Annotated in this window: 20 protein-coding genes; 7 read left to right on the top strand and 13 right to left on the bottom strand. The window is 64.5% G+C overall.

Translation table 11 applies throughout. The features are described 5' to 3' along the window. Positions 1-7: 7 nt before the first annotated feature. From AB7813_RS25930 to mutL, 4 genes are all read left to right on the top strand, one after another. The gene (locus AB7813_RS25930) at positions 8-910 is read left to right on the top strand and encodes a ketopantoate reductase family protein (protein ID WP_441228740.1); all 903 of its coding nucleotides are present in this window, start codon (positions 8-10) and stop codon (positions 908-910) included. A 58-nt stretch (positions 911-968) separates the two neighbouring features. Next, complete coding sequence (gene arfB, locus AB7813_RS25925) at positions 969-1,385, top strand: alternative ribosome rescue aminoacyl-tRNA hydrolase ArfB (protein ID WP_089263593.1); 417 nt, start codon at positions 969-971, stop codon at positions 1,383-1,385. 48 nt (positions 1,386-1,433) lie between these two features. Next, a complete protein-coding gene (locus tag AB7813_RS25920; RefSeq protein WP_441228739.1) occupies positions 1,434-1,823 on the top strand; it encodes a VOC family protein in 390 nt (129 codons plus the stop codon). Positions 1,824-1,992: 169 nt separating this feature from the next. Beyond that, a complete protein-coding gene (gene mutL, locus AB7813_RS25915) occupies positions 1,993-3,813 on the top strand; it encodes a DNA mismatch repair endonuclease MutL (protein ID WP_441228738.1) in 1,821 nt (606 codons plus the stop codon). 111 nt (positions 3,814-3,924) lie between these two features. Here the strand turns inward: mutL and AB7813_RS25910 are convergent, their stop codons facing one another. The 3 genes from AB7813_RS25910 to AB7813_RS25900 are packed head-to-tail and all read right to left on the bottom strand — an operon-like array spanning position 3,925 to position 7,238. Beyond that, entirely contained in the window at positions 3,925-4,314 is a 390-nt protein-coding gene (locus AB7813_RS25910) for a VOC family protein (protein WP_089261869.1), read from the bottom strand. A gap of 23 nt (positions 4,315-4,337) precedes the next feature. After that, positions 4,338-4,892, bottom strand: a complete 555-nt coding sequence (gene rsmD / locus AB7813_RS25905; protein ID WP_439086306.1) for a 16S rRNA (guanine(966)-N(2))-methyltransferase RsmD — start codon at positions 4,890-4,892, stop codon at positions 4,338-4,340. A gap of 3 nt (positions 4,893-4,895) precedes the next feature. After that, positions 4,896-7,238 carry a pseudouridine synthase gene (locus AB7813_RS25900; protein ID WP_441228737.1) on the bottom strand — a complete coding sequence of 781 codons (2,343 nt, stop codon included), beginning with the start codon at positions 7,236-7,238 and terminating at the stop codon, positions 4,896-4,898. 160 nt (positions 7,239-7,398) lie between these two features. Between AB7813_RS25900 and AB7813_RS25895 the strand changes: the two genes are divergently transcribed. Then, positions 7,399-7,845 carry a nucleoside deaminase gene (locus AB7813_RS25895; protein ID WP_441228736.1) on the top strand — a complete coding sequence of 149 codons (447 nt, stop codon included), beginning with the start codon at positions 7,399-7,401 and terminating at the stop codon, positions 7,843-7,845. Here the strand turns inward: AB7813_RS25895 and AB7813_RS25890 are convergent. The 6 genes from AB7813_RS25890 to AB7813_RS25865 form a co-directional block, all read right to left on the bottom strand. Further along, complete coding sequence (locus AB7813_RS25890) at positions 7,816-8,070, bottom strand: DUF6894 family protein (RefSeq protein ID WP_441228735.1); 255 nt, start codon at positions 8,068-8,070, stop codon at positions 7,816-7,818. The genes AB7813_RS25895 and AB7813_RS25890 overlap by 30 nt on opposite strands. A gap of 68 nt (positions 8,071-8,138) precedes the next feature. Beyond that, on the bottom strand, positions 8,139-9,422 hold the full coding sequence (gene purD / locus AB7813_RS25885; RefSeq protein ID WP_184513747.1) for a phosphoribosylamine--glycine ligase: 1,284 nt from the start codon (positions 9,420-9,422) through the stop codon (positions 8,139-8,141). A 103-nt stretch (positions 9,423-9,525) separates the two neighbouring features. Beyond that, on the bottom strand, positions 9,526-10,029 hold the full coding sequence (locus tag AB7813_RS25880; protein ID WP_441228734.1) for a DUF6622 family protein: 504 nt from the start codon (positions 10,027-10,029) through the stop codon (positions 9,526-9,528). Between the two features lie 21 nt (positions 10,030-10,050). Beyond that, entirely contained in the window at positions 10,051-10,353 is a 303-nt protein-coding gene (locus AB7813_RS25875) for a winged helix-turn-helix domain-containing protein (protein WP_439062908.1), read from the bottom strand. A 1-nt stretch (position 10,354) separates the two neighbouring features. Next, complete coding sequence (locus AB7813_RS25870) at positions 10,355-10,906, bottom strand: hypothetical protein (protein WP_439062907.1); 552 nt, start codon at positions 10,904-10,906, stop codon at positions 10,355-10,357. A gap of 4 nt (positions 10,907-10,910) precedes the next feature. Continuing rightward, on the bottom strand, positions 10,911-11,897 hold the full coding sequence (locus AB7813_RS25865) for an alpha/beta hydrolase (RefSeq protein ID WP_441228733.1): 987 nt from the start codon (positions 11,895-11,897) through the stop codon (positions 10,911-10,913). 122 nt (positions 11,898-12,019) lie between these two features. On the opposite strand from AB7813_RS25865, the gene xseA reads away from it, so the two are divergent. Further along, positions 12,020-13,621 (top strand): exodeoxyribonuclease VII large subunit, encoded by a 1,602-nt coding sequence (gene xseA, locus AB7813_RS25860; RefSeq protein WP_441228732.1) that lies wholly within the window; start codon positions 12,020-12,022, stop codon positions 13,619-13,621. A gap of 120 nt (positions 13,622-13,741) precedes the next feature. Next, positions 13,742-13,969 carry a DUF2093 domain-containing protein gene (locus AB7813_RS25855; protein ID WP_089261889.1) on the top strand — a complete coding sequence of 76 codons (228 nt, stop codon included), beginning with the start codon at positions 13,742-13,744 and terminating at the stop codon, positions 13,967-13,969. Between the two features lie 118 nt (positions 13,970-14,087). Here AB7813_RS25855 and lpxK read toward each other — a convergent pair whose 3' ends face one another. From lpxK to AB7813_RS25835, 4 genes are read right to left on the bottom strand one after another with little or no spacing between them, the layout of a single operon-like run. After that, positions 14,088-15,098, bottom strand: coding sequence for a tetraacyldisaccharide 4'-kinase (gene lpxK / locus AB7813_RS25850; RefSeq protein ID WP_441228731.1), 1,011 nt, complete (start codon positions 15,096-15,098; stop codon positions 14,088-14,090). Further along, positions 15,091-16,395, bottom strand: a complete 1,305-nt coding sequence (locus AB7813_RS25845) for a 3-deoxy-D-manno-octulosonic acid transferase (RefSeq protein WP_441228730.1) — start codon at positions 16,393-16,395, stop codon at positions 15,091-15,093. The genes lpxK and AB7813_RS25845 overlap by 8 nt, the downstream gene beginning before the upstream one ends. Continuing rightward, a complete protein-coding gene (locus AB7813_RS25840; protein ID WP_441228729.1) occupies positions 16,388-17,101 on the bottom strand; it encodes a lysophospholipid acyltransferase family protein in 714 nt (237 codons plus the stop codon). The genes AB7813_RS25845 and AB7813_RS25840 overlap by 8 nt, the downstream gene beginning before the upstream one ends. Next, positions 17,098-17,343 carry a DUF4170 domain-containing protein gene (locus tag AB7813_RS25835; protein ID WP_068733639.1) on the bottom strand — a complete coding sequence of 82 codons (246 nt, stop codon included), beginning with the start codon at positions 17,341-17,343 and terminating at the stop codon, positions 17,098-17,100. The genes AB7813_RS25840 and AB7813_RS25835 overlap by 4 nt, the downstream gene beginning before the upstream one ends. Between the last annotated feature and the right edge of the window lie 19 nt (positions 17,344-17,362).

Genomic DNA, 17,362 nt, shown 5'->3' with positions numbered 1-17,362 from the left:
CGCCGACATGCGGATCGCAGTGATCGGCGCCGGCGCGGTCGGCTGCTACTATGGCGCCAAGCTGCTGCGTGCCGGCCATGACGTGACATTGGTCGGACGCCAGATCCATGTCGATGCCATCAATGCACGCGGCCTTCGGTTCGAGAGCGCCGAGTTCGACGGTTTCATTCCGGCGAAGGCGATGACGCAGATCGCCGATCTCGCGCTGCCGGACCTCGTTCTGTTCGCCGTGAAGTCCGGCGATACGAACAGTTCAGCGACCGCGCTCAAACCTGTGCTCAAGCCGAACTCTATCGTGCTGAGTCTGCAGAACGGCGTCGACAATCCCGAGCGCTTGCGCGCCATCCTCAGCCAGCCGGTGATCGCTGCAGCCGTCTATGTGGCCTCCGAGATGCCGGGTGCCGGTCATGTGAAGCACAATGGCCGCGGCGAGTTGATCATCGGTGCCTCGCCCGCGAGCGACACGCTAGCGAAGCTGCTGTCCGACGCCGGCGTGCCGACCACCGTCGCCAGCGATATCGACGCGGTGCAGTGGTCGAAGCTCATCAACAACTGCGCCTATAACGCGCTCTCGGCGGTGGCCGGGATTGCCTATGGCGAGATGTTCAAGGTCCAGGGCGTGCCTGACATCGTGGCCAATGCCGTCGTGGAATGCATGGCGGTGGCCCGCGCCTGCGGCGTGTCGTTGCCGGCCGACCTCCTCAACAAGACGCTCGCCCTTGCCGCCAGCATGCCGCTTCAGCAATCCTCGACATCGCAGGATCTCGCCCGCGGCAAGCCATCGGAAATCGACTTCCTCAACGGCTTCATTGTCCGCAAGGGCCTGGAGCATGGGGTTCCGACGCCAACCAACCATGCGCTGCAGGTCATGGTGAAGCTGGTCGAACGCAGTGGGTCACGGCGGTCCTAGCAGCGCATTTCAACGCGCAGGCTTGCCCGGATGTATGGCGGATGTGCTACGGAGGATCATGCTCCGGATCACCCGCTCCATCGCCATCGACGAAGACGATATCGATATCGTCTTCGTCCGCGCGTCCGGACCTGGCGGGCAGAACGTCAACAAGGTCTCCACCGCCGCGCAATTGCGCTTCGACAGCCGCAAGCTGGCGCTGCCGGAGGACACCGCGATCCGGCTGCGGACCCTCGCCGGCCAGCGCATGACCAAGGACGGCGTGATCGTGATCCACGCCCAGCGTTTCCGGACCCAGGAGCGCAACAAGGCCGACGCCATCGAGCGGCTGGTCGAACTGATGCAGGAAGCCGCCTTCCGGCAGGCGCCGCGGCGGGCCACGAAGCCCACGCTCGGCTCAAAAATGCGCCGCCTCGACGGCAAGAAGCGCCGCAGCGACGTCAAGGCCGGCCGCGGCGGGCGCTTCGACGACTGAGCGGCACCTCACACAACAAGCCAGACCACTTTTTCCAGGAATTTCCCGATGGCCAAACCCGTTCATTCGATGATCCGCGTGCTGGACGAAGCGCGGTCGCTGGACTTCTACAAGCGCGCTTTTGGCCTCGAGATTGCCGAGCGCATCGCATTTCCCGACTTTGCGCTGATCTATCTGCGCCATCCCTCCTCGCCCTTCGAGCTCGAATTGACGGTGAATTTCGACCGTACCGAGCCCTATGTGCTGGGCGACGGCTACGGCCATCTCGCGGTTGTCGTGGACGACGTGGCCGCGGAACATGCCCGCTTCGAGGGCGAGAAGCCCGGTCCGCTGCGCGATTTCAAACATGAGGGCCGCACGCTGGCGCAATTCTTCTTCGCCACCGACCCCGACGGCTACAAGATCGAGGTGATCCAGAAGGGCGGCCGATTCGCTTAAAGCGTTTTCGAGCAAAGTGGATACCGGTTCGCGTCAAGAAAACGCGTCAAAACAAAAAGCCAGAACCGGGGAAAAGCGGGCTGCGGCGGGGACATCAGGCGCCCGGGGCCATAGAATGGCGCTTCAGGTTCCCTACATATCCCCGACCCGTCACCACGCCCCGAGATCCATGCCCGTTCGCCAGCTCCCAGAAACCATCGTCAACCGCATCGCCGCCGGCGAGGTGGTGGAACGGCCGGCCAGCGTGGTGAAGGAGCTGGTGGAGAATGCCATCGATGCCGGCGCCTTGAGGGTCGAGATCTTCACCGATGGCGGCGGGCGGCGGAAGATCGCCATCACCGATGACGGCGGCGGCATGACCCATAGCGATCTCACCCTCGCAGTGGACCGCCACGCCACCTCGAAGCTCGATGACGAGGACCTGCTGCAGATCCGCACCCTCGGTTTTCGCGGCGAGGCGCTGCCCTCCATCGGGTCTGTCGCACGGCTCAGCATCACCACACGCCACGCGTCGGAACCGCATGCCTGGTCGCGTACCGTCGATGGCGGCGAGAAATCGCCGATCGCACCCGCGGCGCTGTCGCAGGGCACCCGCGTCGAGGTCAGCGATCTGTTCTACGCGACCCCTGCCCGGCTGAAATTTCTCAAGACCGATCGCACCGAGGCCGAAGCGATCCGCGAAGTGGTGCGCCGCCTCGCCATGGCGCGCCCCGACATCGCCTTCACCATGGCCGGCGAGGAGCGCGCGCCGGTGACATGGGCGGCGGCACTCCCAGGTCCGGCCGGACAGTTGACGCGGCTCGGCGACATTCTCGGGCCTGAGTTTCGTCTCAGTGCCATTGAAGTGCGCAGCGAGCGCGAAGGTGTAGTGGTTGAAGGTTTTGCCGCGGCGCCATCGCTGACCCGCGCCAATGCGCTTGGACAGTATCTGTTCGTCAATGGCCGTCCGGTGCGCGACAAGCTAATCATCGGTGCGGTGCGCGCGGCCTATTCCGACTATCTGCCACGCGACCGCCACCCGATCGTCGCGCTGTTCGTCACGCTCGACCCAACGGAGGTCGATGCCAATGTGCATCCGGCCAAGACCGAGGTGCGTTTCCGCAATGCCGGGCTGGTGCGCGGGCTGATCGTGCATGCCCTGAAAGAAGGCCTGGCGCGCGAAGGACGCCGCACTGCGGCCAATAGCGACGGCGCCGTGCTGGACTCGTTCCGCCCCAACTTCGCCCCGAATTTTGCGCCGCGCCCGAATGCGAACTGGGACTGGCAGCGCTCGCCGGCCTATCCCGTCAATCCAATGCCGGGCTTCGATGGTTCGGCGGCGTTTGCCGAACCCGGCCAGGCGGCTTTCGATGTCGGCACGCCCACGGCCGATGTGCGTTTTGAAGAGACGCCGCAGACCGATCTGGTCGACCGGCCGCTCGGTGCCGCGCGCGCACAGGTGCATGAGAACTACATCATCGCGCAGACCCGCGACGGCATGATCGTGGTCGATCAGCATGCCGCGCATGAGCGCATCGTCTATGAACGGCTGAAGGCGTCGCTCGCCGCCAACGGCGTGCAGCGGCAGATCCTGCTGATCCCCGAAATCGTCGAAATGGACGAGGCCATCGTGGAGAAACTGTTCGACCGCGCCGAAGAACTCGCAAGCTACGGCCTCGCCATCGACAGTTTCGGCCCCGGCGCCATCGCCGTGCGCGAGACGCCGTCGCTGCTCGGCAAGACCAATGCCGCGTCGCTGCTGCGCGATCTCGCCGAACACATGGCGGAATGGGACGAAGCCCTGCCGCTGGAACGCCGGCTGCTGCATGTGGCGGCGACCATGGCCTGCCACGGCTCGGTACGCTCAGGCCGGCGGCTGCGGCCCGAGGAGATGAACGCACTGCTGCGCGAGATGGAAGACACGCCGAATTCCGGCCAGTGCAATCACGGCCGGCCGACTTATGTCGAGCTGAAGCTCAGCGATATCGAGAAGCTGTTCGGAAGACGCTAGACCCCTCAGCCGTCATTGCGAGCGCAGCGAAGCAATCCAGAGCCGCAAGCGAAGACTGGATTGCCGCGTCGCTTCGCTCCTCGCAATGACGTGGACGGGCTGGTGCTCGACTCACGTATATTTGGGATCACGTTCCAGGAGCTCGATCGACACGCCCTGCGGCGCGCGGATGAAGCAGATGCGCAGGCCGGGCTTCAGCGTATGCGGCTCCTTGGTGAACTCCACGCCCTTGGCCTTCAGCGACGCGGCCACCGCATCGATGTCCTTCACCTTCAGGCCGAAATGGTCGAGGCCCTGATAGGGCGTGACCGGCGGCGGGTTGACGCCCATCTCCGGCGTCACAGGTGCCAGGAAGATCATGCCGCCGCCGAGCCTGATATCGATGCGGCCAGGCGCGCGCAGGATCTCGGCACCGAGCATATCGGCAAACCACTGCGCGGTCGCTTCGGTGTCCGGCGTGCGGATATGGACGTGATCCCAAGTGTATTCGATCGCAGACATCGGCGGCTCCTTTTGACGTCTTCTTACACAGATCGCAGAAACGTAAACTCGGTATCGTCATAGGCACGGCGCTCGAGTTCTTCAAACCCGTCGGGCGCTGCGAAAGCCGCATCCTTCGCCTCTTCCACCACCAGCAAAGCGCCCGGCGTCAGCCATCCGCCATCGCGCAGCGAGGCCAGCGCCTTTTCGGCAAGCTTCATGCGATAGGGCGGATCGAGGAACACCAGCGAGAACGGCTCGACCGGATGGGCGGGACCGAGATCGGCGGCATCGCGGCGATAGACTTTCGTGACACCGCCGAGACCGAGCGCCTCGACATTGTTGCGGAGCAAGGCGCGCGCCTCCGAACCGTTATCGACGAACAACGTGAATTTCGCGCCGCGCGACACGGCCTCGATGCCGAGCGCACCAGTGCCGGCAAACAGATCGAGCACGCGGGCGTCCTCGATCGGACTTTCGTAAGCGTGGATCAGGATGTTGAACAACGACTCGCGCAGTCGATCCGCCGTGGGACGGATCGCCTGCGTCGTGGGCGACGCGATGTTGCGGCCCTTCAGCCGGCCACCGACGACACGCATGGCTTACGCGTCCCGCGGCTTCAGATCGCGCTTGCCGTGATAGCCGCGCTTCGGCTTCTTCGGCGGGCCACCGAAGGTAGCCGCGTCTTCATTGCGGGCACGCGACTCTTCCGAGCCGGCGCGCTGTACGAGAATGCGACGGCCCTTGCGATCTTCCACCGTCGAGCGCTTCAGAACCGGCTTCTTCTCGATCACCGGATCGAGCGAGACGTCGCCCTTGCTCGGCAGTTGCCGACCGAAATCGGCACCCGAGGCATCCGCGATCTTCTCGCCGAGCTGCTCGCGCAGCACGCGGGTCTTCACCTCGTCGACCTGGCCTTCCTCGATTTCGCCGAGCTGGAACGGACCGTAGGAGATGCGGATCAGCCGGTTCACCTCGAGGCCGAGATGCGCCAGCACGTTACGCACTTCGCGGTTCTTGCCTTCGCGGATCGCGAACACGATCCAGACATTGGCGCTCTTGTCGCGCTCCAGCGTCGCATCGATCGAGCCATATTTGACGCCGTCGACCTCGACGCCGTTCTTGAGCTCGTTGAGCTGCGCCTGCGTGACTTCGCCATGCGCACGCACGCGGTAGCGCCGCAGCCAGCCGGTCTCCGGCAATTCCAGCGTGCGCGCGAGGCCGCCGTCATTGGTCAGCAGCAGCAGGCCTTCGGTGTTGAAATCGAGCCGGCCGATGGAGATCAGACGCGGCAGGCCTTCGGGCAGATGATCGAACACCGTCGGCCGTCCCTCGGGATCGGCATGGGTCGTCATCAGACCGCGCGGCTTGTGATACAGGAACAAGCGCGTGCGCTCCGGCGCCGGCAACGGCTTGCCATCGACGGTGATCACGTCATTGGTCGAGACATCGAGCGCCGGCGAGTTGATGACGCGGCCATTGACGGCAACACGGCCCTGCGTGACCCATTCCTCGGCATCGCGGCGCGAGCACAGGCCCGCGCGCGACACGACCTTGGCGATACGCTCGCCGGCCTTCTTGGCCGCGGGAACGCGCGCCGGGCGGCGCTGCTCGGGATCGCGCTCGCGATATTCACCACGGCCGCCGAATGCAGGACGCTTGGCGAAAATCCTGCTGTCGTCCTCATTCTCGCGACGCGGACGCTCGTCGCCGTCGCGAGCCTCGCTGCGACCATGCTCCTGCCAGTCGGTGCGGCCACGCGGCTCGCGCGGACGATCGAAGCTTGGACGGTCCTCACGCGGACGCGAGAAACGCGGGCGCTCGCTGTCGCTGCGCTCGGGGCGATCATCGCGCGGACGCTCGAATTTGGGCCTGTCGAATTTCGGCCGGTCGAAATTGCGCGCGCCATCGCGCGGCGGACGCGCGCTGCGGCTGCCGCGATCATCCGCCCCGCCTTCGCGCTTCTGCCAAGGCTTCTGCTCGCTGCGATCAGGGCCGCGCTCGAAATCACGCCCGCCACGATCACCGCGATCGGGACGATCGTTGCGATCGTTGCGATCGCCAAAGCTCTTGCGCGGGCCGCCGCGATCCGGCGCACCGCGGGAGAATTTCTTGTCGCCGCCAAACTTCTTCTCGGCGCTGAACGGCCGGTCGCCGCGCGGACGATCGCCGTCGCGTGAGGGGCGCGGGCTGAACGGACGATCGCCTTGCGGACGATCGTTGCGATCACGCTGTGGGCGATCGTTGCGATCGCCTTGCGGGCGATCAAAGCGCGGACGCGGACGATCACCATCGCCGCCGCGAAAGCCTTCGCCGCGCGGCGTGTAGGGGCGTTTCTCACCGCCACCGTCGCGCGGCGCGTAGGGCTTCCGCTCGCCGAACTTCTTGTCGGAAAAACGTCCGGCCGGACGCGCATCGCCGCGGTCACCCCGCGGGGCGCGATCATCCCTGTTGAAATTCGGACGGTCGCCGCGCGGTGCCTCTCCGCGTGGGCTGTAGGGACGTTTGTCGCCGCCACCGGCGCCGGCGCGCGGTGAATAGGGACGCTTCTCGCGGTCACCGAAATCCTTACGCGGCCCACGGTCTGGACGATCACCGCCACCGCTGCGCGCGGGACGGTCATCGCGGTTGAAGCGGGCCGGACGCGCATCGTCACGATCGCGTCGCGGCGCATCGCCGTAGTCGCGGCGCGGCGCACGGTCGTCATCGCGGTTGCCGGCGTAAGGCTTGGCGCCAAAAGATTTGCCGCCAGAAGGCTTGCCACCGAAAGATCGCTTCTCACCGCCGCCAGCACCGGGCGGCTTCGGGGTGTATGTGCCGTCGCGCTTGGCGAATTTCTTGTCGGGTCCGCGTGCGGCGCCGGAGCGGCCCTTGCCGGCTCCGCCTTTGCCACCGGGTGGCCGGCCGCGCGAGGGGCCGTTGTTTTTGTCGTTGTCGCGGGGCATGAAGGGTCTCACTGCAGCGGAAGCTGAATTGGGTTGAGCGGTGCGGACAGGGTTCGCGGGCCGAAAATGCGCGCTCATTGGGGCGCATTCTCACGCAAAACCAGTATCCACTTTTGCTGAATGCAACTCCGTAGCAGAGTTTTGCGCAGGAAACGAGCCGTTGACCGCACCTTCTTTCATGGATCTGGCGCTGAAAGCGGCCGAAAGCGCCGGAAATGCCGGCGAAGTCCCCATCGGCTGCGTCATCGTCGGGAATAACGAGGTGATCGCCACAGCCGGCAACCGCACCGTCCGGGACCGCGACCCGACCGCCCATGCCGAAGTCCTGGCGATCCGGGAGGCCGCCGCCAGGCTCGGCAGCGAGCGGCTGGTCGACTGCGACCTGTATGTGACCCTGGAGCCCTGCACCATGTGCGCGGGCGCAATCTCCTTCGCCCGGATCCGGCGGCTATATTACGGCGCAGCCGATCCCAAGGGCGGCGGGGTCGATTCCGGCGTGCGCTTCTTCGCAGCAAAAACATGCCACCACGCGCCGGAAGTCTATCCGTCCGTGGGCGAAACCCAGTCCGCCACGCTGTTACGAGAGTTTTTTAAAGCGCGGCGCTGAGGCTTTGCTGACAGCCAAGTCAACGGGAACGCGGGTCACTTCGTGCCCGTCTTCGTGGATGACGCAGATGTGGCGCTCATGGTCCTGATGCATCGCCGGCCGGGCGCTGACTTCGTCGGCGATCACATAAGCCTGTGCAATCGCTTCGGCGTCACTGCGCAGCTCCCGACCAGCGTGGTCGCGCTGCGTCGTGCCGTTCTTGAGGTCGAAATAATAGTGCGCCATGGGTACCTCACAGCCCCATCAACGCGTTCCACAACCTTCGGTTCCCCGAGAGGACCACCCGAATACCGTTACTTGCCCTTGCGTTCCCGCGCCACCGCCTGCCAGCCGATATCCCGCCGACAGAAACCTTCAGGCCAGTTGATCAGGCCGATGGCCTCATAGGCGCGGCGCTGGGCCTCAGCAACGGTCTTGGCGGAGGCCGTCACGTTGAGGACGCGGCCGCCATTGGCGAGAATCCAGTCGCCGGATGCCTTGGTCCCGGCATGGAAAATCTCGACACCCTCGATCTTCTCGGCCCGGTCCAAGCCGGCGATGCGCGTGCCCTTGTCGTAGTCGCCGGGATAGCCCTTCGTGGCCATCACCACCGTCAGCGCCGGATCCGGGAACCAGCGCAGATCGAAATTCTTGAGCTGCCCGTCACAGCAGGCAATCAGCGCCGGCAGCAGATCCGACATCATACGGACCATCAGCACCTGACACTCCGGATCGCCGAACCGGGCATTGTATTCGACGAGTTTCGGCCCCTGCTCGGTCACCATGACGCCGGCATAGATCACGCCCTTATAGGGCGTCCCCATGGCGCTGAGCGCGCGCAGGGTCGGCATGATCATCTCGTCCATCACCTGCGCGCAGAGCGCCTCGGTCATGACAGGCGCCGGCGAATAGGCGCCCATGCCACCAGTGTTCGGGCCCTTGTCGCCGTCGAAGGCGCGCTTGTGGTCCTGCGCAGTTGCCAGCGCCAACGCGTGCTCGCCATCGCACAGCGCGAAGAACGAGGCTTCCTCGCCCTGCATGAACTCCTCGATCACGACTTCCGCACCGGCCTCGCCGAAGCCGCCATCGAACATCATGTCGACCGCGTCCAGCGCCTCGGCTTCAGACATCGCCACCACAACGCCCTTGCCAGCGGCGAGGCCATCGGCCTTGACCACGATCGGTGCGCCTTGGGCCCGGATATAGGCCTTGGCAGACTCTGCATCATGGAAATGGCCATAGGCCGCAGTCGGGATGTTATTGGCCCGGCACAGTTCCTTGGTGAAGCTCTTCGAGCTTTCCAGTTGGCCGGCGGCTTTACTGGGTCCGAATGCCTTGATGCCGACGGCAGCAAGATCGTCGACGATGCCCGCCGCTATCGGGGCATCCGGGCCGACCACGACGAAATCGACCTTGTTCACCTTGCAGAAATCAATCACGGCCGCATGGTCGGTGATATCCACCGCCACGCATTCGGCCTCCCGGGCGATGCCGGCATTACCTGGCGCGCACCAGAGTTTGGTCAGCAGCGGCGACGCGGCGAGTTTCCACGCCAGCGCATGTTCGCGACCACCGGAACCGAGGAGGAGAATGTTCATAACCAGCCAGACCAATTGCAATCAAACACGCCCATCGTTTAGCACGGCGCGTCGGGACAGCAATCAGCGGTCTGAGTAATCAATCGGCCAGGCGGCCAACCCCTCAAGCGACGGCGACATGTGTTTCCGCGCGATAACGGCGGATCAAACCCACCGTCCAGCCAAGGAAATAGCCGGCGCACGCCCCCGACACCAATTGGCCAATCAGCGGAACGGCAGCACCCGAACCCAACTTCATCGCGGTTGCGACCGCCACGGCATATTGCAGCAGAAAGACCGACAGGTTGCGGATCAGGGGCAGCCAGCTCCCGGGGCGCAGAATGGTGCCGTCCTGCCGATCGACCGTCATCTCGCCGGGACCGATCGACAGAGCGACGGCCGCCATCACGATTGCCGCTGCCAGCCAGGCCCCGATCAGATGCAATTGGCCGCCGGCAAAGATCAGCCGCGACAGCCCCATCAGGAGAAACACCATTGGAACGATCAGCAAACGGCGCAGCTGTGTCTTTCGCGGTCGGAGCGACAGGCTTCCGAGCCAGATCAGCAGCGCCAGCAACGCGAACACCCAGATCGGCGTGTTGGTCAGAATGCGCCACGCGATGTCCATGACAATCTCCCAGGCTTTGCTCTACTTGCCTTCCGCAGTTGCGATGATCTCACGCAAGGTGGCGACGTGCCGCGCGAAGGCGCCACGCCCGGCGGCGGTGGCTGTCACCGTCGTCTGCGGCTTCTTGCCGACGAACGCTTTCTCGACGCTGACATAACCGGCTTTCGCCAGTGTCTCGATATGAGCGCCGAGATTGCCATCGGTGGCGCCGGTCAATTTCTTCAAGCGCGGGAAATCCAGCCCCTGTGCCGGTTGCAGAGCGTTCAGCGCTGCCATGATCTTGAGCCGCAGAGGCTGATGGATGATGTCGTCGAGTTCGGCCATGTCAGCTACGCCGCATCCAGAGGCCACCGAGCAACAGGCCGCCGCCATTGACGACAGCCATCCAGAGCGTGAACCATGGTCCGGCCAGGAAGTAACCGAGCAACGTCAGCGCGATCACGCTCATGCCGATCACGACAAAGACGCGGCCGAACCAGAACCCTGTCATCACGTAAGGCAACATGAAGTAAGTCGTCCAGAACGCGCCGATCTGCCGCGGCGCCATGTTCCCGAAAACGATGCTCCACAGACAGCCAAAAGCCACGAACGCGATAAACGCTGCCGTTGCTCGGGCGTCGAAGGTGCTGACGCCTTCGCGCTTCTTGTTGAGTGCCCCGATGACGATCGCGCAGATGACACCCGCGACAATGACGACCGACCAGATGACGGGAGCCGCAGCAGGCGCAAAGAACGAGAGCAGATAACCGATAAAAGTCGCAACGCCCCATAGAATGAGCATTGTGCTGGCGTGCCGATAGAACACCGACTGCCGGACCAGCCGACTGAGGCTTTCGATCTCCATCAACGCAGCGCTGGCTTCCTGGCTGTTGATCACGGTGTCACCTCGTTGCGAGATCGTCGGCGACAACGGCGACGAAACTTGCCGTGCTGACAACGTCCATGTGATTTGCGTTGTCGAGGACGCGCACGTCGATATTGGCCTTCGACTGCATCGCCTCGCGATATTTGTCGGCGAACATCAGCTCGTCATTGCGCCCGGCGATGACCGATATGGGCCCGTTCGCCGGATCGAGATCCAGACGGTAGTCGCGATGCGTGCCGAAATTCTGCAGCAACCGATATGAATATTCGGACGTCAGAATGCGGGTCGAACCCGGTTGCACGGCAAAGGCAACGACCGGGAGCTGCGAACAGCATGTCACCCCGAACGACTGCAGCACACTGAGCGCGATGATGCGCGGTACATTCGGACTGGCCCATCCGCCTGCGTTCTCGCGTGTGGAGGGCGACTTCAGGCCGAGATAGGGTGACAGCAGAACGGTGCGCGCGAAAAGCCCCTGATTGACGGATCCCGCCACGCGCAGCGCAAACCCGCCGCCCGACGAATGCCCGGCGAGCGTCAGTGGCGACACCAGCCCCTGCCCGCGCAAATGGCCGACGAGATCTGCGAGATCATCGTCGAGCTGACCGAGATAGGCGATATCGCCGCGGGTCCCCGACGCGCCATGGCCGCGCATGTCGGGAGCGATGCTTTCGACGCCCCGCGCGGCAAGCGCTTTCGCCAGGGCGTGCACCGCTATGCTCGATCCCGACGAGCCATGAATGAGCAGTGCGGCACGGCTCACGGACGGTCCGGATGGCGTGTAGCGCCGGTAGGCCAGATTCGAGCCGTCTCTCGCCTGGAAATACTGCAGTGGCGGAACGTCCCCGCGATACGCACTGCGCGCCGTGTCCGCAATGGAGGCCAGTGCCTTGGGCCGTGAAACCGGCACCGCAATCATGCCGACCAGCACCAGGGCCGCCAGACCCGCCGCGGCAAGGAGCCAAACGATGCCACGGACCGCGAAGGTCAATATCGACGCCATAATACCCGCCATTCTCTGAATACAGATTACTCTGTATAATAGAGTTATCTGCAAATCAATATCTGATTGGCGTTTTGCGACCGACATCCCTACTTTGCGACGATCCTGAAAGCCGAGATTCGATGCCCAAAGCCGCCGCCCCCCTTACCAATTCCCCCGAATTCACCGTCTCCGAGCTGTCCTCAGCCCTGAAACGGACGGTGGAAGACACTTATGGGAACGTGCGGGTGCGCGGCGAAATCTCGGGTTTTCGTGGGCCGCATTCGTCGGGCCACTGCTATTTCTCGCTCAAGGACGAGAGCGCCAAGATCGAGGCGGTGATCTGGAAGGGCGTCCATGGCCGGATGCGGTTCAAGCCGCAGGAAGGCCTCGAAGTCATCGCCACCGGCAAGCTGACCACCTATCCAGGCTCGTCGAAATACCAGATCGTCATCGAGGCCATCGAACCCGCCGGCGTCGGCGCGCTGATGGCGCTGATGGAAGAGCGCAAGCGCAAGCTTGGCGCCGAAGGCCTGTTCGACGAAGCGCGCAAGCAGCTGCTGCCATGGCTGCCGGAAGTCATCGGCGTAGTGACATCGCCCACCGGCGCGGTTATTCGCGACATCCTGCATCGGCTGGAGGATCGCTTCCCGCGCCGCGTGTTGGTCTGGCCGGTGAAAGTTCAGGGCGAAGGCTCGGCCGAACAGGTCGCCGCCGCGATCCATGGCTTCAATGCGCTGCCGGTGGGCGGCGCCATTCCGCGGCCGGATCTGCTGATTGTCGCGCGCGGCGGCGGCTCGCTGGAAGACCTGTGGTCGTTCAACGAAGAAATCGTGGTGCGCGCCGCGGCCGAAAGCATGATCCCGCTGATCTCGGCCGTGGGCCACGAGACCGACATCACGCTGATCGATTTCGCCGCCGACAAGCGCGCGCCGACGCCGACAGCCGCTGCCGAAATGGCGGTACCCGTGCGCGCCGAACTGATGGTGGAGATATCCGGCTTCGAGCGCCGCATGATGCTGTGCTGGCAGCGCGGCCAGGAATCCCGCCGCAACGAACTGCGCGCCGCAGCGCGTGCTCTGCCGGATCTCAGCGAACTGCTCGCCATTCCGCGCCAGCGTCTCGACGGCGCAACCGCATCGCTGCCGCGCGCTCTGAAAGCAAATACACACGCGCATCATCGCCGCTTCGCGCAGGCCAGCGCCGGACTGACGCTGCGCGTGCTGCGCGCACAGATCGCGCACGCCACGCAGCGACTGACGGTATCGGGTGAACGCTTGAGCCTCTCCGCGCGTGCCCTGCTTCGGCAGCGCCGCGATCGCTTCACTGGCCTTGAAGCACGATTGAAGGCCTCCAAACTCGCCAATGCGCAGGCGCAGCGCAATGCCATCACGCGCGATCGGGAGCGCGCTCTGCGCCTTGCCGAACGCGCGCGCCGTGCATTGACGACACTGGTGCAGCGCCAGCAGGCGCGCGTACAGGCGTCGAGCCAGCTGCTCGGTGCCCTCTCCTATCGCAGCGTGCTGGCCCGCGGCTTCGCGCTGGTGCGTGACGAGCAGGGCGCAGCGCTGCATGCCGCCGCTGCTGTCGGAGCGGGCGCGCGCCTGAGCATCGAATTCGCCGATGGCCGTGTGGATGTGACCGCCGATGGCGACCGCACGGCACCTGCTCCCCGCGAGGCCAAGCCTGCAGCGCCGGCTGCGCCGAAAAAGGCGACGAAAATCGATCAGGGCAGCCTGTTCTAGAGGTTGCGCGGGCCGCCTTTATTGGGCGACGCCGCGGCCCTATTTATGCTACGAGATGACGACATTCAGGGCCGGTGACCGATCCGGCAAGACGACTTAGTGACGATCCAGGAGACAGCCGTGCTGAACAAATTTGGCCCCTCGGGCCACGGCGAAGCCCAGTTGCAATATCTCGACGGCGATTTCCGCGTGGTGTCACCCGGCACCTATGTGACTTGCGCCATCACAGGCGAGCGCATTCCGCTGGACGAGTTGAAATACTGGAGCGTCGATCGTCAGGAAGCCTATGCGGTGCCGAATGCCGTGCTGGCGCGGCATTATCCAGACGCGGTGAAGGGTCAGAAGTAAAGTCGTAGGATGGGTAGAGCGTCTTCGCGAAACCCATCATCTCCCCGCACGAAAGGTGATGGGTTTCGCGGAGTTTATCATTGGGCGCGCTTCGCGCGACCCGTTGGCTCTGCCCATCCTACCTTCCGAGTGTCTTCACTCTTGCCCGATTGAGCCGTTCGATCACGAAAGCCTGCAACGCCGCCTTGTCCTCGAAGACCAGCGTGACGGCGAATGGTACGATCTCCGCTGCGGCCGGCACGCTGCTGAGTTTGACGACATCCTTCTCCGTCGTCACCAGCGTGAGCCCATCTCGCTTCGCTTGCAGGGCCAGCGCATCGATCTCAGCGGGCGCATACGGGTGGTGATCGGCGAAGGCTTTCTCCACAGCCACGTCCACACCTGCATGACGCAACGTGCGGAAGAAGCGTTGGGGATCGCCGATTCCCGCAAAGGCCAGCACGCGCTTGCTGCGCAAGGCTGCCACTGACGTCTCGTCCGGCACGAGGCGCGCCGTCAACACCGGACCGCCCTTGCCAGCGACCAGCGCCGCAACGCCCGTCGCTGCAACACCATCGCCGATCACGACCAATGCATCGGTGCGTGCGATCTGCAGATCGAGCGGCGCCCGCAAAGGTCCCGCGGGCAGCACGCGCCCGTTGCCGAGACCGCGATTGCTGTCGATCACAATAAACGACGCATCCTTGGCGATGGCCGGATTCTGGAAACCGTCATCCATCACGATGACGCTGGCGCCGGTCGAGCGCGCCAGCGCTGCGCCAGCGACGCGATCCCCGGAGATCACCACCGCCACCTGTCGTGCCATCATCAGCGGTTCGTCGCCGACATCTGCCGCCACGTGCCTCGACGGATCAACTTTCACCGGGCCGCGCAGCTTTCCACCATAGCCGCGGCTGAGCACCACCGGCGTCTCGCCGAGATCGCGCAGCACTTGCACCAGCGCTAACGTGGTCGGTGTCTTGCCGGCACCGCCGACGTGATAATTGCCGACGCAGAGAACGGGAATGCCGACATCGACGCCCTTGCGCGCCATGCGGCTGCCTGCGACTTCGCCATAGATGGCGCCAAGCGGCATCAGCAGACGCGACAACCATGTCGATGGCGGCCGCCAGAATGCCGGCTCACGCATCCTGCGCTCCCGCTTCGAGCCGGAGCTGCATCAGATAAGGCTCCAGCGCATGCAGGGTGCGATCGAGCGCACCGCCAAGCCGTTCAACCACGCGATGCCCGGCCTCGATCGCGGCCTCGCGTGCCGCCTCGTTGCCGAGCATCTGGCCGAGCTGTTTCACCAATTGCTCGGAGGAGTCGGCGAGCTTTGCACCGCCGGCGCCATCCAGCGCCTCATAGACGTCGGTGAAATTGAAGACGTGCGGGCCATGCACCACGGACGCACCGAGCTTCACGGCTTCAATCGGATTCTGCCCACCATGCGGCACCAGCGAACCGCCAATGAACACCACCGGTGACAGACGATAGAACAGGCCGAGCTCGCCCATGGTGTCGGCCACGTAAATATCGGCGCCTGCATGCGGCAATTCCTCGCGCGAGCGCAAGGCAACCTGCGCACCTGCCACCGTAATCATCTGCGCGATATCCGCTCCGCGATGGGCGTGGCGCGGCACGATGACCGTCAGCAATTTCGGGAAGAAACTGGTCAGCGTCTTGTGAGTCTCGAGGATAATTTCTTCTTCGCCGGGATGCGTCGACGATGCGACGATGATGGGGCGACCGCGCGTTACCGCCATGAGCTTGTCCAGCTTCACGGCGTCGCCCGGCGGCGCCTGCACGTCGAGCTTCAGATTGCCCGTGACGACGACGCTGCGCGACCCCAATGCGCTGAAGCGCTCGGCGTCGGTTTCGGACTGCGCCAGGCAAATCTCGAAGCGGCCGAGCAAGGCGCCGATGGTCGCCGAAAATTTCTGCCAGCGCGGGAACGAGCGCTGCGACATGCGCGCATTGATCAGCACCATCGGCAGACGGCGCTTAGCGGCGGAGATGATCAGGTTCGGCCACAGATCGCTCTCGATAAACAGTGCCAGACTCGGCTTCCAGTGATCGAGGAAGCGCGCCACGAAGCGCGGTGAATCATAGGGAATGTACTGGTGGATGATATCGGTCGGGAATCGCTTGGCGATGATCTCGGCCGAGGTCACCGTGCCGGAGGTCAAGAGGATGCGCATGCCCAGCGCGCGCAGCCGCTCGATCAGCGCTGCCGCCGCCAGCACTTCGCCGACGCTGGCGCCGTGAATCCAGACCAGCGGCCCGGCGGGGCGCTCGATCTGCGAGATGCCGCGACGCTCGTCTAGGCGCGCAGGATCTTCCTTATTCTTCTTCAACCGTTGCCTGATCAGGACGGGCGCAAGCGGCGTCAGCGCCGCCGACAATCTGCGATAGGCGCGCAGCGTGATCGGCAGCGCGTTAGGCACGACGCGCACCTTCCGGCCGACCTACCGCGTCATAGGCCCGCTGCGTGGCCTCGTTCAGCGTGGCTTCGAGCTGCAGGCGCAGCGCCTCCATCGTGGCAGCGTCGGCATCGGCAGGAACGCTCAGCGGTTCACCGCCGACCAGCACGCCGCGACCGAAAGGCAGATTGATCGTGGTGCGGTCCCAGTTGTTGAGCTGGACGTAGCGGCTGGTGGCCATCGCGAACGGCATGATCGGCCGGCCGCTTTCGCGTGCCAGCATGATGATGCCCATGCCGGCGACACGCGAGCGCTTCGGCACGTCGGCGGTCAGCGCCATATTGATACCGCGCTCCAGCACCCGCACCATTTCCTTGAACGCACCGACGCCGCCCTTGCGGTGAAACGCGCCGCCATGATCGCCGGAGCCGCGAACGGTCGCGATGCCGAGCCGCTCGGCAGCCAGCGCATTGAACTCACCGTCGCGATGCTTCGAGATCAGCACCGCGCCGCGATAGTCCTTCTGCCGGATGAACGGCGTCATGAAGTGCTGGCCATGCCAGAACGCCAGGATGACCGGCATCTGCGGCTCGACAATGTCATAGACATCGACGGGATCGAAGGTGAAGGTGTTGGTCTTCCAGACCAGACGCAAAAATTCGGCCGCGAGAACCCCCGCGGCGCGCTGAACCCAGCTGCTGCGCAGCGTGTTTCGGAGCAGTCGTTTCAAGCGGTCGGCTTCGCGTCTTGACCCGGATCGAGCAGCCGATGGAGATGGACGATGAAGTAGCGCATGTGGGCGTTGTCGACGGTCTGCTGCGCCTTGGCCTTCCAGGCGACAAATGCCGTCGCGTAATTCGGATAGACGCCGACGACTTCAACCTGGCTGAGATCCTTGAACGTCGTCTCTTTCAGGTTGGTCAGCTCGCCCCCGATGACCAGATGAAGCAGTTGCTGTGGTGTGTCAGACATGAATCCTGTTCCTGCAGCG

This window comes from Tardiphaga sp. 20_F10_N6_6 (assembly GCF_052076045.1).
In the GTDB taxonomy this organism is placed as follows: Bacteria; Pseudomonadota; Alphaproteobacteria; order Rhizobiales; family Xanthobacteraceae; genus Tardiphaga; species Tardiphaga robiniae.
This window is presented reverse-complemented; position numbering and strand designations above follow the sequence as displayed.